Origin of the sequence: Rubrivivax benzoatilyticus JA2 = ATCC BAA-35, assembly GCF_000190375.1 — a bacterium.
In the GTDB taxonomy this organism is placed as follows: domain Bacteria; phylum Pseudomonadota; class Gammaproteobacteria; order Burkholderiales; family Burkholderiaceae_C; genus Rubrivivax; species Rubrivivax benzoatilyticus.
This window is the reverse complement of sequence record NZ_AEWG01000076.1, coordinates 83,721-97,306: the sequence shown is the minus strand read 5'-3', so window position 1 is coordinate 97,306 and position 13,586 is coordinate 83,721. Positions and strand designations below refer to the sequence as shown.

The 13,586-nt window shown below is 70.5% G+C and carries 9 protein-coding genes; 5 read left to right on the top strand and 4 right to left on the bottom strand.

Going from position 1 to position 13,586, the window contains the following annotated elements:
- Nucleotide 1 precedes the first annotated feature (1 nt).
- Both RBXJA2T_RS09485 and chlG read right to left on the bottom strand, forming a co-directional pair.
- Nucleotides 2-1,318 carry a BCD family MFS transporter gene (locus tag RBXJA2T_RS09485; protein ID WP_009857134.1) on the bottom strand — a complete coding sequence of 439 codons (1,317 nt, stop codon included), beginning with the start codon at nucleotides 1,316-1,318 and terminating at the stop codon, nucleotides 2-4.
- Complete coding sequence (gene chlG, locus RBXJA2T_RS09480) at nucleotides 1,315-2,199, bottom strand: chlorophyll synthase ChlG (protein ID WP_081467614.1); 885 nt, start codon at nucleotides 2,197-2,199, stop codon at nucleotides 1,315-1,317. Before chlG ends, RBXJA2T_RS09485 begins: the two co-directional genes overlap by 4 nt.
- A 78-nt stretch (nucleotides 2,200-2,277) precedes the next feature.
- On the opposite strand from chlG, the gene RBXJA2T_RS09475 reads away from it, so the two are divergent.
- The gene (locus RBXJA2T_RS09475) at nucleotides 2,278-3,819 is read left to right on the top strand and encodes a phytoene desaturase (protein WP_009857132.1); all 1,542 of its coding nucleotides are present in this window, start codon (nucleotides 2,278-2,280) and stop codon (nucleotides 3,817-3,819) included.
- A gap of 34 nt (nucleotides 3,820-3,853) precedes the next feature.
- Here the strand turns inward: RBXJA2T_RS09475 and ppsR are convergent, their stop codons facing one another.
- Nucleotides 3,854-5,272, bottom strand: coding sequence for a transcriptional regulator PpsR (gene ppsR, locus RBXJA2T_RS09470; RefSeq protein ID WP_009857131.1), 1,419 nt, complete (start codon nucleotides 5,270-5,272; stop codon nucleotides 3,854-3,856).
- 140 nt (nucleotides 5,273-5,412) lie between these two features.
- The gene (locus tag RBXJA2T_RS09465; protein WP_138938828.1) at nucleotides 5,413-6,252 is read right to left on the bottom strand and encodes a cobalamin B12-binding domain-containing protein; all 840 of its coding nucleotides are present in this window, start codon (nucleotides 6,250-6,252) and stop codon (nucleotides 5,413-5,415) included.
- Nucleotides 6,253-6,529: 277 nt separating this feature from the next.
- Here RBXJA2T_RS09465 and bchF point away from each other — a divergent pair, with 277 nt between their 5' ends.
- Genes bchF through RBXJA2T_RS09445 form a run of 4 tightly spaced genes read left to right on the top strand, consistent with a single transcriptional unit; the run spans nucleotide 6,530 to nucleotide 13,577 of the window.
- Nucleotides 6,530-6,994, top strand: a complete 465-nt coding sequence (gene bchF, locus RBXJA2T_RS09460; RefSeq protein ID WP_037290597.1) for a 2-vinyl bacteriochlorophyllide hydratase — start codon at nucleotides 6,530-6,532, stop codon at nucleotides 6,992-6,994.
- The gene (locus RBXJA2T_RS09455; RefSeq protein WP_009857128.1) at nucleotides 6,991-8,274 is read left to right on the top strand and encodes a ferredoxin:protochlorophyllide reductase (ATP-dependent) subunit N; all 1,284 of its coding nucleotides are present in this window, start codon (nucleotides 6,991-6,993) and stop codon (nucleotides 8,272-8,274) included. The genes bchF and RBXJA2T_RS09455 overlap by 4 nt, the downstream gene beginning before the upstream one ends.
- Nucleotide 8,275: 1 nt before the next feature.
- Nucleotides 8,276-9,895 carry a ferredoxin:protochlorophyllide reductase (ATP-dependent) subunit B gene (bchB, locus tag RBXJA2T_RS09450; protein ID WP_009857127.1) on the top strand — a complete coding sequence of 540 codons (1,620 nt, stop codon included), beginning with the start codon at nucleotides 8,276-8,278 and terminating at the stop codon, nucleotides 9,893-9,895.
- The gene (locus RBXJA2T_RS09445; protein WP_029718811.1) at nucleotides 9,867-13,577 is read left to right on the top strand and encodes a magnesium chelatase subunit H; all 3,711 of its coding nucleotides are present in this window, start codon (nucleotides 9,867-9,869) and stop codon (nucleotides 13,575-13,577) included. Before bchB ends, RBXJA2T_RS09445 begins: the two co-directional genes overlap by 29 nt.
- Nucleotides 13,578-13,586 lie beyond the last annotated feature (9 nt).

Sequence of the window (13,586 nt, the reverse complement as noted above, 5' to 3'; positions counted from 1 at the left end):
CTCACTCCACCTTTGCCACCGCGGGTTCAGCATAAAGGCGCGGCGTCGCGGTGGCGCGAGGCCGGGCATCGATCTTGGCCGCCAGGAAGGCGGACACGACAAACAGCAGCGCTTCGGCAGCGAAGACGCTGGAATAGGCGACCGAGGGCTCGCCCAGCAGCCAGTGCGCGAGGTCGCTCGCGCCGGTGCCGATCACGCCGCCCAGGCCGAAGGCGACGGCCTGCGCCGCACCCCACAGCCCCATGCGCACGCCCTCGCGGCGTTCCTTGCCCTCGCCGGCCAGGCGCATCATCGAGCCGACCGCGGCGATCGAGAACGCGCCGTTGGCCACGCCGAGCAGGAACACCGTGGCCTTGAACGGCCAGCCCGGGCCGACGATGCCGGCACCGGCCAGCGACAGCAGGCACAGCGCCGAGGCGAGGCAGCCGCCGATCGACCAGGTGCGCAGCGTGCCCAGGCGCTGGCCGGCCAGCGCCACCAGGATCATCCCGGCGAGCACGCCGCCGTGCTGCATGCCCGACAGCGAGGTCGACTCGCCCGGCGTGAAGCCGAAGACGGTGCCGGCAAAGGGCTCGAGGATCAGGTCCTGCGCGCTGAACGCCAGCATCGACACGAAGATGAAGATCGTGAAGCGGCGGGCATCGGTCTCGGCCCAGACCTCGGCCAGCGCCTGGCGGAAGTCGGGCTTGGCCTCGGCCTCGGCCGGCGCCGGCCGGCCCTCGCCCTCGACGCGCCACAGCGCGAGCGTGGCGACGACGAACGCGGCGACGGCCACCCCGGTGACGACGACCATCAGCCGCGCCGGCGAGTACGGGTCGAGCAGCTTGCCGGCCACGCCGGCGGTCACCGCCAGGCCGAGGATCATCATCATCCAGACGATGGTCGCGGCCGGCGCGCGGCGATGCTCGGGCACACGCTGCGCCAGCAGCACCAGCAGCGAGGTGCCGGCCGCGCCGACGCCCAGGCCGATGACGACGAAGGACACGAAGGCCGCAGCGATGCCGGGCACGCGCGCCACCGGGATCAGCGCCACCGAGGCCGCGGCGCCGATGCCGCCGGCGGCCAGCACCGCCAGGCCGCCGACGATCCACGGCGTGCGCCGGCCGCCGACGTCGGAGCCGAAGCCCATGCGCGGACGCATCATCTGCACCATGTAGTGCACCGCCACCAGCAGCCCCGGCAGCAGCGCCGGCAGCGCCAGCTCGACGACCATGATGCGGTTCAGCGTCGAGGTCGTCAGCACCACCATCGCGCCGATGCAGGCCTGCACCAGACCCAGGCGGAAGACGGTGAACCAGCCGAAGTGCGCGGCGCTCACACCAGGCCCCCGGTCGCGCGCAGCGCGAAGGCGCTGACCATCATGCCGCTGACGAACAGCGGCACGCCGAAGCCGCTGTAGAACAGCGCGCGCTTGACCGGGTCCTTCAGGAACCAGGCCATCAGCACGAACTGCGCGACCAGCAGCGCGCCGATCGCCGCGGCGTGCCAGACGGCCCCCCACTGCACCAGCATGCCGATGACGACGACCTGCGGCACCGCCATCACGATGCAGGCCGTGCGCGCCGCGCCGTCGACGCCCAGGCGCACCGGCAGCGAGCCGACGCCCATCTTCTTGTCGCCCTCGATGGCCTTGAAGTCGTTGAGCGTCATGATCCCGTGCGCGCCGATGCTGTAGAGCAGCGCCAGCGCCAGCGAGTGCGAAGCCGGCATCGCGCCGCCGGCCATCACCGCCGCGCCCGTCACCCAGGCCAGGCCTTCGTAGGAGATGCCGCAGGCGGCGTTGCCCCACCAGCCGTTCTGCTTGAGGCGCACCGGCGGCGCGCTGTAGGCCCAGGCCAGGATCAGCCCCAGCACCGCGGCACCGAAGCCCCAGGGCCCGAGTTGCGTGGCGACGAGCAGCGACAGCGCCGTCCAGCCGATCGCGATGTACAACCCCCAGCGGCCGGGGATGCGGCCCGAGGGGATCGGACGGTTGGGTTCGTTGATCGCGTCGACGTGACGGTCGAACCAGTCGTTGACGGCCTGGCTGGTCGCGCAGACCAGCGGCCCGGCGAGCAGCACGCCGAGGAAGACGAGAAACCAGTTCGCCGTGATCGACTGTCCCGATGCGACGACGCCGCACGAGAAGGCCCACATCGGAGGGAACCAGGTGATCGGTTTGAGCAACTCCGCTACAGCGGACAACGCGGGCCTTGCCATGGGGCTGAATCTTGCGCTTGACAAAACAGAGCGTCAATTATCGTTGACACAATCCCTGCCTTAGGACAAGCTCTGCGAATGCTGATGAAGTCGGATGCCGCAGCCACGGGCGCGGCCGGAAAGCAGGATCCCCAGGCGCCGGTGGCGCTGGTCGTGGGCAGCGGGTTCGGCGGCATGGCCGCCGCGGTGCGTCTGGCCGCCAAAGGCTACCGCGTCACCGTTCTCGAGAAGCTCGACGCCCCCGGCGGCCGGGCCTACGTGCACCGCCGCGAAGGCCACGTCTTCGACGCCGGGCCCACCATCGTCACCGTGCCCTATCTCTTCGACGAGCTGTGGGCGCTGGCCGGGCGCAAGTTCAGCGACGACATCGAGCTGAAGTCGCTCGACCCGTTCTACCGCATCCGCTTCGACGACGGCGACCACTTCGACTACAGCGGCGACCCGGCGCGCATGCGGGCCGAGGTGCGGCGCATCAGCCCGTCGGACGCCGAGGGCTTCGAACGCTTCATGCGCGAGGCCGACCAGTGTTACGAGCTGGGCTTCCGCTCGCTGGGCGACAAGGCCTTCGACACCGTCGGCGACCTGATCAAGGCCGCGCCGCTGATCATCAAGCTGCGTGGCTGGCGCAGCCTGCACCAGATGGTGTCCAGCCACCTGAAGCACCCCAAGCTGCGCGTCGCGATGAGCCTGCAGTCGCTGCTCATCGGCGGCAACCCGTTCTCGGTGACCAGCATGTACGCGCTGGTCAACGCGCTCGAGCGCCAGTGGGGCGTGCACTGGGCGATGGGCGGCACCGGCGAGCTGATCCGCGGCCTGGTCAATGTCTTCGAGGGCATGGGCGGCACGGTGCGGCTGAAGGCCGAGGTCAAGCGCATCGAGATCGACAACGGCGTCGCCACCGGCGTCACGCTGGCCGACGGCGAGCGCATCCCGGCGGACATCGTGGTCTGCAACGGCGACACCGGCTACCTGTACAAGAACCTCGTCGACGCACGCTGGCGCAAGCACTGGACCGACAACCGCATCGAACGCGGCCACTACTCGATGGGCCTGTTCGTCTGGTACTTCGGCACCGACCGCCGCTACGACGACGTGCCGCACCACATGATGGTGCTGGGCCCGCGCTACCGCGAGCTGCTGGACGACATCTTCCGCAAGAAGAAGCTGGCCGGCGACTTCAGCATCTACCTGCACCGCCCGACGGCCACCGATCCGTCGATGGGCCCCGAGGGCTGCGACACCTTCTACGCGCTGTCGCCGGTGCCGCACCTGGACAGCGGCACCGACTGGACGACGCAGGCCGAGCCCTATCGCCAGGCGATCCAGGAGGCGCTGGAGCGCACCGTGCTGCCGGGGCTGGGGCAGCACCTGCGCGTCTCGTTCTGCACCACGCCGCTGGACTTCCAGCACCGGCTGCTGTCGTACAAGGGCGCCGGCTTCGGCCTGGAGCCGCTGCTGCTGCAGAGCGCCTACTTCCGCCCGCACAACCGCAGCGAGGACGTGAAGAACCTGTTCATGGTCGGCGCCAGCACCCACCCGGGCGCCGGCGTGCCGGGCGTCATCATGTCAGCCAAGGCGCTGGAGTCGGTGCTGCCCGACCCGGCGACATTCCGCCGCTGAAGCGCAGGACGACGGCCGGCGGCTGCCGGCCGTTCTACTTCTCGGCTTCGGCCGTGGTGCTGCTGCCCAGGTCACCCAGGCCGTAGCGGCGCAGCTTCACGTACAGACTCTGACGCGACAGGCCGAGCATCTCGGCCGCCGACGCGCGGTTGTCGCGCGTGAGCTCGAGCGCGGCCTCGATGCACAGCTGCTCGATCAGGTCAGTCGTCTCGCCGACGATGTCCTTCAGCGGCAGGCGGCCGACGAGCTCGGTCAGCTGACCGACCGAACGGGGCAGCTCGCGCGTCGTGCGCGCGTCGTGGCCCGCCAGACGGCGGCCGACGTCGCGGATCGTGAAGCCGAGGAAGGGCCGGTCACCCTGCCCGACCATCGTCGCCGAGATCTCGACGTCGGTGACGGCACCGTATTCGCCGCGCAGCGTCGTCGCGAACAGCCTCACCTGGCCGCGCTGGCGCAGGTTGGAGATCATCACGCTCAGGTCGACGCCGGTGCGGCCCAGCCAGCGGTCCAGCGTCTCGCCGCGCACCTGCTCCTCGGTCGTCAGCTGGGCCAGCTCGACGAACGCCGGGTTGGCCGAGATCACGCGGCCTTCGAGGTCGGTGACGACCAGGCAGTCGGGCGCGCTCTGCACGAGCTTGAGCAGCATCGACCCGGTCGACGGCGCCATCTCGGCGACCACCTGCGACTGCACACGCGACAGGCGCACCAGGAAGTGCGAGACCAGATCCTGGCGATAGGTCGACACCGCGACACTGACCTCGCCGCGGCCGTCGACCAGCTCCGCCCGGCCTTCGTCGGCGCGACCGGTGGCGCGCACGCCGGCCAGCAACAGGTTCAGCTGCTCGGCCGTGCGGGGATCGACACCGGTCGGGAAGGTCAGCCCGACGAGGCTTGCGGCGCCGCCGTCGGCCAGCAACCGGGCCGCGGCCGGGTTGGCCTCGAGTATCTTCTGCGTCGTCGCGTCGACGACCAGCACCGCTTCCGACGCCACCTGGAAGAGATGGCGATAGCGCGTCTCGGCGTGGCGGAACTTCCAGTAGTCGCGCTCCATCGCCTGCTGGGCCTCGACCAGACGCTGCTGCAGCGCCGCCACGGCACGCAGGTCGCGGCCGAACGCGAGGATCGAACCCGGCCGGTCGCCGTCGACGCCGTTCAGCCGCACGGCGACGAACAGCAGCGGGATCTCGCGGTCACCGGGGAGGACGAAATTCAGATGGCGCCAGCGGATCGCGCCGACCGCGTCGGGCGCGGCCTCGCGCAGCAGCGCCTCGACCTTGTCACGGCTCTCGGGCGTGACGATGTCGATCCAGCGCTTGCCGATCCACTCGGCGCCGGCCTCGCGGGCGAAGTCCTCGCCACCACAGGCGAGGTCGCACACGACACCCTGGGCATCGATGACCAGCGTAATGTCGTTCGCAACCGACAGCAGCGACCCGGCCGTCGCGGCGGTCACGCCGCCGAACGTCTTCTCCGGTGCTCCAAACGGTCTCATTCGGAGACCCGCCTTTCAGCTCATAAAAACTGCGTTGATCGAAACAGCAGCACTTGGTTCATGCAGCAGCTTCCCGAAATCAGGTTCGTGGCGTCGCCCGCTCATGGCCGCACCGCTTTCGCGGCCACCAGGCGCGCTGCCAGTGCCGGGGCCTCGCGCGCGTCATGCGCGGTGCCATCGGCGCCGAGTTCGACAGCACGCTCAGGGTGCAGCGCAAAGACCGGGCCGCCGACGATGACCGCCAACCCGCGGTTGCGGGACGCACGGCGCATCGTCGTGATGCCGTCGCGCAGCCAATCCAGCCGCGCCTCAACGCCGACGGACACGCCGACGACATCGAACCACTCCCGGCGCACCCGGCGCACGGGGTCGACACTGCGGCTGTCGAGTTCGCAGACCACCTCCCAGCCGGACTGGCGGAAGAACTCGGCGACCATCGACAGGCCGAAAGTGTGTTGTTCCCCCGGGGCCGGCAGCAGCAGCGCGCGGCGGCCCTCGGCGGGCAGATGCAGATCGTGGCCGAGCGAGGGACTCAGCCCGCGCATGATGCGGTGCAGGCGGCCCAGCGCGACGGTGACGTCGCTGAACATCACCAGGTCCTGCTCCCACATCTCGCCGAGCCGCCGGGCAGCCGGCGCCAAAAGATCAAGATAGAGGGTCTCGACGGGGACGCCGCGCTCGCGCAGATCGGCGATCATCTCGAGCCAGCCCGCATCCCCCGGAGCGAGCGCGAACTCGATGAAGCGCGACAGGTCGTCGTCGGCCACGCGGGCCGACGGGTCGACGCGCCCGCCACGCCCCAGCAACGGCACCACCTCGCCTTCGAGGGGGCGGCCGGCACGCGCCGGCGGCAGCACGAGACGACCATCGGGAGACAACACCTGGACACCGTCGACAGCCGATGCCGGATCGACCCTCGCGGCGCAGGCGGCCGGGCTCACGGCCGCTCTCCGCGTCGCGAAAGGCATTGCCGGGAGCGCGGGGCCCGCGACACGGACGCACCTGCCGCCGCGCGCGTGAAACGCGTCTGCGGACCGGCTTTTCCGGCGTCCATCATGCGAGCGACTCCCCTGGCGCGGGCGAACTGAACCCGCATGAGTCAAGAGTAGTGTCAGGCTCGCATGACGTCAACCCCTGTTGACATCAGGGGTGTCCCCGTCTAGATTCTGCGTCATGGGTCAAAGGACCAAACTCGACCGCGGACCCACGGCGCCGCGCGTGCCTCCGCTGTACACGCCCGAAGAGCGCATTCGGCGCGACCGCTCGCCCTGGACGATCGTCCAGGCCGTGCTCGCGCCGCTGCAGTTCTTCGTCTTCCTCGTCAGCCTCGTGCTCGTCGTGCGCTACCTGATCACAGGTCAAGGGCATGACGCGGCGACGATCTCGATCGTCGTCAAGACGCTGCTGCTCTACACCATCATGGTCACGGGCGCGATCTGGGAGAAGGACGTCTTCGGCGTCTACCTCTTCCACCCTTCCTTCTATTGGGAAGACGTGTTCAGCATGCTGGTGCTGGCGCTGCACACGGCCTACCTCGTGGCGCTGGCCACTGGCTGGCTTGATGCGCGTCAACAAATGTGGCTGGCACTCGCAGCGTACGCGACCTACGTCATTAACGCCGGGCAGTTCCTCCTTAAGCTCCGGGCCGCGCGATTGAGCGCCCAGTCGGAAGCCTACGCATGAATGCCGTCATCGACATCGCCCCTGCCCCGATGCAGCAGGGCTGTGGCGACGCCCCTGTCCTGCGCGAACGCGGGCAGCGCGAGGTGTTCTGCGGTCTCGCGGGCATCGTCTGGCTGCACCGCAAGATCCAGGACGCCTTCTTCCTCGTCGTCGGGTCGCGCACCTGCGCCCACCTGCTGCAGTCGGCCGCCGGCGTGATGATCTTCGCCGAGCCGCGTTTCGCCACCGCGATCATCGACGACCGCGACCTCGCCGGCCTGGCCGACGCCAACGCCGAGCTCGACCGCGTCGTCACGCGCCTGCTCGAGCGCCGGCCGGACATCAAGATGCTGTTCCTGGTGGGCTCGTGCCCGTCGGAAGTCATCAAGCTCGACCTGTCGCGCGCCGCCGAGCGCCTGTCGCGCAGCTTCTCGCCGCGCGTGCGCATCCTGTCCTACACCGGCAGCGGCATCGACACCACCTTCACGCAGGGCGAAGACACCTGCCTGGCGGCGCTGGTGCCCGAACTGCCGGCCAGCGACGAGCGCGCGCTGATGGTCGTCGGCGCGGTCGCCGACATCGTCGAGGACCAGTTCCGCCGCGTCTTCGACGGCCTGGGCGTGGGCCCGGTCCACTTCTTCCCCGCCCACCGTGCCGGCGAGATGCCGCCGGTCGGCCCGGGCACGCGCTTCGTGCTGGCCCAGCCCTTCCTGGCCGACACCGCACGCGCGCTGGAACTGCGCGGCGCCAAGCGACTGCCGGCGCCGTTCCCGTTCGGCGCCGAAGGCACGACGCTGTGGCTGCAGGCCATCGCCCGCGAGTTCCAGGTCGAGGCGACGAAGTTCGTCTCGGTCGTCGGCCCGCGCCGCGAACGCGCCGCCCGCGCGCTGGCCCGCCACCGCGTCCTGCTCGAGGGGCGCAAGGTCTTCTTCTTCCCCGACTCGCAGCTCGAGGTGCCGCTGGCCCGCTTCCTCGCGCGAGAGATGGGCATGGTGCCGGTCGAAGTCGGCACGCCCTACCTGCACCGCCAGCTGGTCGCGCCCGAACTGGCGCTGCTGCCGGCGGGTACCCAGCTTTCCGAGGGCCAGGATCTCGAGCGTCAGCTCGACCGGTGCCGCGCCGCCCGCCCCGACATCGTCGTCTGCGGCCTGGGCCTCGCGAATCCGCTGGAAAGCGAGGGGCTCACGACCAAGTGGTCGATCGAGCTCGTGTTCACGCCGGTGCACGGCTTCGACCAGGCAGCCGACCTGGCCGAGCTGTTCACCCGCCCGCTCGCCCGGCGGATGAAACTGGTCGCCTGACATGCAGTTGACGCTCTGGACCTACGAAGGCCCGCCGCACGTCGGCGCGATGCGGGTCGCCACCGCGATGGACGACGTGCACTACGTGCTGCACGCGCCGCAAGGCGACACCTACGCCGACCTGCTGTTCACGATGATCGAACGGCTGCCGCGCCGCCCGCCGGTCACGTACACGACCTTCCAGGCGCGTGACCTGGGCAGCGACACCGCCGAACTCTTCAAGACCGCCTGCGCCCAGGCGGTCGAGCGCTTTCGCCCGAACGCGCTGCTGGTCGGTGCCTCGTGCACGGCCGAGCTGATCCAGGACGATCCGGGCGGCCTCGCCCGTGCGCTGGCGCTGCCGATCCCCGTCGTCCCGCTGGAGCTGCCGTCGTACCAGCGCAAGGAGAACTGGGGCGCGTCCGAGACCTTCTACCAGGTCGTGCGCACGCTGGCCGGCCCGAACGCCCCCGCGCCCGGCACGCCGCGGCCCGCACGCGAGCCCGGCGCCAAGCCGAGCTGCAACATCCTCGGCCCGACCGCGCTGGGCTTCCGCCACCGCGACGACGTGCGCGAGATCACCGGCCTGCTGAACGAGCTCGGCATCGAGGTCCGCACCGTCGCGCCGCTGGGCGCCTCGGCCGACGACATCGCCCGCCTGGGCGAGGCCGACTTCAACGTCGTGCTCTACCCCGAGACGGGCGGACAGGCGGCGAGCTGGCTGCAGCGCTTCTTCGGCCAGCCGTTCACGAAGACGATCCCGATCGGCGTCGGCGCGACCAAGGACTTCATCGCCGAGGTGCTCGGCCTGGCCGGCCTGCCGGCCGACACGCCGCTGCCCGACGCGCTGTCGCGCTCGCCCTGGTACTCGCGTTCGGTCGACTCGACCTACCTCACCGGCAAGCGCGTGTTCATCTTCGGCGACGCCACGCACGTCGTCGCTGCGGCGCGCGTGGCGCACCAGGAGATGGGCTTCACCGTCGTCGGCCTGGGCACCTACAGCCGCGAGTTCGCCCGCGACGTGCGCGAGGCGGCCAAGCTCTACGGCGTCGAGGCGCTGATCACCGACGACTATCTGGAAGTCGAGGCCAAGGTGGCCGAGCTGCACCCCGAGCTGGTGCTGGGCACCCAGATGGAGCGCCACATCGCCAAGCGCCTGGGCGTGCCCTGCGCGGTGATCTCGTCGCCGGTGCACGTGCAGGACTTCCCCGCGCGCTACTCGCCGCAGATGGGCTTCGAGGGCGCCAACGTCCTGTTCGACAGCTGGGTCCACCCGCTGATGATGGGCCTCGAGGAACACCTGCTGACGATGTTCCGCGGCGACTTCGAGTTCCACGACGGCGCCGCGGCCTCGCACCTCGGGCGTGCCGCCGTGCCGGCGCCGGCCGCTGCGCCCGCCGCCGCCGAAGCCCCCGAGCCCGCCCCCGACACCCCCGCTGCGGCCGTCACGGCCGCGCCCGCCGCCTCCGCTCCGATCGCCGTCGCCCAATGGGCACCCGACGCGCAGAAGGAACTGCAGAAGATCCCGTTCTTCGTGCGCGGCAAGGCCCGTCGCAACACCGAGCGATTCGCCGCCGAACGCGGCCTCGCGACCATCACCGTGGAAACGCTGTATGACGCCAAGGCGCACTTCGGGCGTTGACGCGACGCCCATCCGGGTCGTCATCGTCACGATGGACACCCACCTGGCGAGCGCTGCGGAGCGCGCGCGGGTCAACCTCCGCCGCGTGCTGCCCGGCCTGGAACTGACGCTGCACGCCGCGTCGGAGTGGGCCAACGAGCCCGAAGGGCTGCAGCGCTGCATCGCCGACATCCGCCAGGCCGACATCGTCATCGTGACGATGCTGTTCCTGGAAGACCACTTCCTGCCGCTGATGCCGGTGCTGCAGGAGCGGCGCCTGCAGTGCGACGCGATGGTCTGCGCCATGTCGGCCGCCGAGGTCGTCAAGCTGACGCGCCTGGGCGGCTTCGACATGGACAAGCCGGCCTCGGGGCCGCTGGCGCTGTTGAAGCGCCTGCGCGGCAACAAGGACAAGGCCGCCACCGGCGGCGCCGCGCAGATGAAGATGCTGCGCCGCGTGCCGCAGCTGCTGCGCTTCATCCCGGGCACCGCCCAGGACGTGCGCGCCTATTTCCTGTCGCTGCAGTACTGGCTGGGCGGCTCCGAAGAGAACATCTTCAACATGGTGCGTTTCCTCGTCGACCGCTACGCGGCCGGCGAGCGCGCCGCGCTGCGCGGCCGCGGCAAGCCCGCGGCGCCGGTCGAGTACCCCGACATCGGCGTCTACCACCCGCGCATGAAGGGCCGCATCGGCGAGGACGCCGCGGCACTGCCGACGGTCGTCAAGGACGGCGAATGCCAGGGCCGCGTCGGCCTGCTGCTGCTGCGCTCGTACCTGCTGGCCGGCAACGCGGCGCACTACGACGGCGTCATCGCGGCGCTCGAGGTCCAGGGCCTGCAGGTCGTGCCGGCCTTCGCCTCGGGTCTGGACTCGCGTCCGGCGATCGAACGCTTCTTCATGAAGGACGGCAAGCCGACGGTCGACGCCGTCGTCTCGCTGTCGGGCTTCTCTCTGGTCGGCGGCCCGGCCTACAACGACGCGCGCGCCGCCGAGGAGATCCTCGCCCAGCTCGACGTGCCCTACATCGCCGCGCACCCGGTCGAGTTCCAGACGCTTGGCGAATGGGGCGGCTCCGACCGCGGCCTGCTGCCGGTGGAAAGCACCATCATGGTCGCGATCCCCGAGCTCGACGGCGCGACCAGCCCGACGATCTTCGGCGGCCGCTGCGGCGCCGCCGGCACCACCTGCGCCGGCTGCGAGAAGGGCTGCCAGTTCACCAGCAGCGACAACTCGCAGGACATGCGCAGCTGCTCGGAACGCACCGCGATGCTGGCGGCCCGCGTGGCGCGCCTCGTGTCGCTGCGCCGCGCCCGCCGCGCCGAGCGCAAGGTCGCGATCGTCATCTTCAACTTCCCGCCCAACGCCGGGAACATCGGCACCGCCGCCTACCTGTCGGTCTTCGAGAGCCTGTACGAGACGCTCAAGGGCATGAAGGCCCAGGGCTACGCCGTCGAGGTGCCGGACAGCGTCGACGCGCTGCGCGACGCGGTGCTCAAGGGCAACGCGCAGACCTACGGCGCCGACGCCAACGTGCACGCCTTCATCCCGGTGGACGACCACGTCCGTCGCGAGCGTTACCTGAAGGAGATCGAGGCGCAGTGGGGCCCGGCGCCCGGCCGCCAGCTGACCGACGGCCGCTCGATCTTCGTGCTCGGCGCCCAGTTCGGCAACGCGCTGGTCGCGATCCAGCCGAGCATGGGCTACGAAGGCGACCCGATGCGCCTGCTGTTCGAGCGCGGCTTCGCGCCGACGCACGCGTTCTCGGCCTTCTACCGCTGGCTGCGCGACGACTTCAAGGCCGACGCGGTGCTGCACTTCGGCACCCACGGCGCGCTGGAGTTCATGCCCGGCAAGCAGACCGGCATGTCCGGCATGTGCTGGCCCGACCGCCTGATCTCGGACCTGCCGAACTTCTACCTCTACGCGTCGAACAACCCGTCCGAAGGCGCGATCGCCAAGCGCCGTGCCGCCGCGACGCTGATCAGCTACCTGACGCCGCCGGTGGCCCAGGCCGGCCTGTACCGCGGCCTGCTCGAGCTGAAGGCCTCGCTGGAGCGCTGGCGCGGGCTCGATCCCGACGCCGCCGAACGCGCCGAGTACGCCTCGGTGATCCAGGCCCAGGCCGCCGAACTCGAACTCACCGCCGCCGAACCGGCCTGGACGCCGGAACAGGCCGAGACCGAGGTCCAGCGCCTGACCTCGGCAGTGCTCGAGCTCGAGTACACGCTGATCCCGCACGGCCTGCACGTCGTCGGCAAGCCGCTGACCGAAGGCCAGCGTGTGGACATGCTGATGTCGATGGCCGGCGACACGCCGCCGGAGCGTTCGGTGGTCGAGGCCATCGTCGCCGGCAAGGCCGTCAGCGGCCACGACGACCTGGTGCGCGCCAACAAGCTGCTGGCGCTGGACACCGAGGTGCCGGGCATCCTGCGCGCGCTCGACGGCCGCTTCGTGCCGCCGGCGCCGGGTGGCGACCTGCTGCGCACGCCGGAGGTGCTGCCGACCGGGCGCAACCTGCACGGCTTCGACCCGTTCCGCATCCCCAGCGCCTTCGCCGTTAAGGACGGCACGCGCCTGGCGCAGCTGCTGCTGGACCGCCACGTCGCCGACGGCAACGCGCTGCCGGAATCGGTCGCGCTGGTGCTGTGGGGCACCGACAACCTGAAGACCGAAGGCGGCCCGATCGGCCAGGCCCTGGCGCTGATGGGCGCGACGCCGCGCTTCGACAGCTACGGCCGCCTCGCCGGCGCGACGCTGATCCCGCTGGAGCAGCTCGGCCGTCCGCGTGTCGACGTCGTCATCACGCTGTCGGGCATCTTCCGCGACCTGCTGCCGCTGCAGATCAAGCTGCTGGCCGAAGCCGCCTACCTGGCCGCCACCGCCGACGAGCCGGTCGAGCAGAACTTCGTGCGCAAGCACGCCCTGGCCTACATGCAGCAGCACGGCTGCGACATGGAGACCGCGGCGCTGCGTGTCTTCGGCAACGCCGACGGCACCTACGGCTCCAACGTCAACAACTTGGTCGAGAACGGCCGCTGGGACGACGAAGACGAGCTCGCCGAGACCTACAGCCGCCGCAAGGGCTTCGCCTACGGCCGCGCCGGCAAGCCGATGCAGAAGGCCGAGCTGCTGCAAAGCGTGCTCGCCGACGTCGACCTCGCCTACCAGAACCTCGACTCGGTCGAGCTGGGCGTGACGACGATCGACACCTACTTCGACACGCTGGGCGGCATCAGCCGCGCGGTGCGCCGCGCCAAGGGCGGCACCGCGACGCCGGTCTACATCGGCGACCAGACCAAGGGCGACGGCACCGTGCGCACGCTGTCCGAGCAGGTCGCGCTGGAGACCCGCACGCGCATGCTCAACCCGAAGTGGTACGAAGGCATGCTGGAGCACGGCTACGAAGGCGTGCGCCAGATCGAGGTCCACGTGACCAACACGATGGGCTGGTCGGCGACGACCGGTCAGGTGCAGCCCTGGGTCTACCAGCAGCTCACCGAGACCTTCATGCTCGACCCCGAGATGCGCGAACGCCTCGCGCGTCTGAACCCGGCCGCCTCGGCGAAGGTGGCCAATCGCCTGATCGAAGCGTCCGAGCGCCAGTACTGGAGCCCGGACCCCGAAGTGCTCGAAGCCCTGCGCCGTGCCGGCGAAGAGCTGGAAGACCGCCTCGAAGGTGTATACGAAGGAACTCCAGCATGACGATGACCC

Bases quoted from the DNA above. Each gene is read 5' to 3' on its own strand.
- chlG (WP_081467614.1), bottom strand. From the start codon at position 2,199: ATGGCAAGGCCCGCGTTGTCCGCTGTAGCGGAGTTGCTCAAACCGATC.
- RBXJA2T_RS09475 (WP_009857132.1), top strand. From the start codon at position 2,278: ATGCTGATGAAGTCGGATGCCGCAGCCACGGGCGCGGCCGGAAAGCAG.
- RBXJA2T_RS09455 (WP_009857128.1), top strand. From the start codon at position 6,991: ATGAATGCCGTCATCGACATCGCCCCTGCCCCGATGCAGCAGGGCTGT.
- bchB (WP_009857127.1), top strand. From the start codon at position 8,276: ATGCAGTTGACGCTCTGGACCTACGAAGGCCCGCCGCACGTCGGCGCG.
- RBXJA2T_RS09445 (WP_029718811.1), top strand. From the start codon at position 9,867: ATGACGCCAAGGCGCACTTCGGGCGTTGACGCGACGCCCATCCGGGTC.